The 1,291-nt window shown below is 72.6% G+C and carries 1 protein-coding gene; it reads left to right on the forward strand.

Going from position 1 to position 1,291, the window contains the following annotated elements; all coding sequences use genetic code 11:
- Positions 1 to 735 precede the first annotated feature (735 nt).
- On the forward strand, positions 736 to 1,291 hold a 556-nt coding region (locus tag AB0C69_RS42390; protein ID WP_360362631.1), incomplete at its 3' end, for a Trp biosynthesis-associated membrane protein.

The raw sequence follows: 1,291 nt of genomic DNA on the forward strand, positions 1-1,291 counted from the left end.
GACGCTGGAGCGCGCTGGCGTCGTCACCTCGCAGCGGGGCGGCCAGCGCCACCCTCGGCTCGCGGCAGGGGGGCGCCCTTTGGGCCTGGCGGCCCTGGTGGCTTGCGTCCAGTGCGTGGTGCTGTCTTGCTCGGCTCGCCTAGCGGCTCGCTTCGTGAACGGTTCTCGCGAGCTCGAACCGCCTCTGGGCGCCCAGCGCCACCCTCGGCTCGCGGCAGGGGGGCGCCCTTTGGGCCTGGCGGCCCTGGGGCTTGCGTTCAGTGGGTTGTGCTGTCTTGCTTGGCTCGTCTTGCGGCTTGCTCGCGAGCGGTTCTCGCGAGCTCGAACCGCCTCTGGGTGCCCAGTGCCACCCTCGGCTCGCGGTAAGGGCGCCCTTTGGGCCTGGCGGCCCTGGGCTGCCGCCATAGGCTTCACGTCCGGTGGGTGGTGCTGGCTGGCTTGCGTGGCGGCTCGCTTCGGTCACGGGCTTTTGGTGGCTCAGATTCGGCTCTGGATGCTCCGCGCATCCCTCCGCTTGCCTCGTTGAGTGAGCTGGTGTGCTGGCGGGTCGCCTCTTGGGGCTTGCGGGCCTTGGGCTTGCGGTCGGTGTGGGTGGGGTGGGGGCGGGGGTTCGGGGGGCTGCCATAAACTCGGGGGCATGTCCGTGGGAACGTCTGGTTTGGTCGCATTGATCACTTTGGTGGTCGTTGAGCGGCGCGGCTCATGACGCCTGGGCGTGAACGTGGGTTGACGGCGGTGGTGTGCGCTGCGGGGGCGGGGCTCGCGCTGCTCGCCGCCGGGCGCACCTGGGCCACCGTTCGGGCGCAGGACGCCATCACGCCGTTCACCCAGCATCTGACCGGCGGCGACCTCGGGGGCGCGGCCGGGGCGCTCGGGTGGGCCGGGCTGGCCGGGCTCGCCGCGCTTCTGGCGACCCGGGGGCGGGTTCGCGCGGGTGTCGGGGTCCTCATCGCCTTGTTCGGTGTGGGGATCGCGTACGCGTCCACCGTGAGTGTGCAGCGGTCCAGCGTGCTGGCGGCCGCGGGGGACAAGAGCGCTCTGCTGAGGCTCGGGGCGCATCCCGTGCTGGATGTGAATCTTTGGTGGCTGGTCTCGGTCACCGGTGGGGTCGTCCTTGCGGTGGGCGGGATCCTCACCGCCGTGCGGGGGGCGCGGTGGCCCGGCATGTCGGCCCGCTACGAGCGCAGCGCGCCGCGCAAGGCGGCGGAGGACGATCCGTCCGCACTGTGGAAGTCGCTCGACCGAAGACGTGCGGCAGGGACGGGTCGCCGTGCCGGGCGACGGCGGCGGC

This window comes from Actinomadura sp. NPDC048032, assembly GCF_040653175.1.
In the GTDB taxonomy this organism is placed as follows: Bacteria; Actinomycetota; Actinomycetes; order Streptosporangiales; family Streptosporangiaceae; genus Spirillospora; species Spirillospora verrucosospora.